Source organism: Bacillus sp. SIMBA_154, assembly GCF_046536015.1.
In the GTDB taxonomy this organism is placed as follows: Bacteria; Bacillota; Bacilli; order Bacillales; family Bacillaceae; genus Bacillus; species Bacillus pumilus_P.
Genome location: NZ_JAWJBV010000449.1, coordinates 1 through 253, shown reverse-complemented (window position 1 = coordinate 253; position 253 = coordinate 1). Strand labels below are relative to the sequence as shown.

General features: G+C 36.4%; 1 protein-coding gene. It reads left to right on the top strand.

Going from position 1 to position 253, the window contains the following annotated elements:
- Positions 1-61: 61 nt before the first annotated feature.
- Positions 62-253 (top strand): two-component regulator propeller domain-containing protein (locus R0K30_RS22725; RefSeq protein ID WP_410613197.1); only part of this gene is annotated, 192 nt, incomplete at its 3' end.

Genomic DNA, 253 nt, shown 5'->3' with positions numbered 1-253 from the left:
AGTTTGATAGACCAACCTTAAAGCTCACTGCTATTTTAAACTTCAAGATAGTAGCTACAACATTACAGAAAACACCATCAACGATATTATGTTTGATGAATCCGGTTTGTTATGGCTTGGCTCACGAACTCACGGGGTATTAACGTGGGCAGCACAAACTAAGAAGTTTAAAAGAATCACTCTACCTGAAAATAATATTGTAAATGTTATTTATCAAGATTCGCAGCAATTGCTCTGGATAGGCACTGATGAT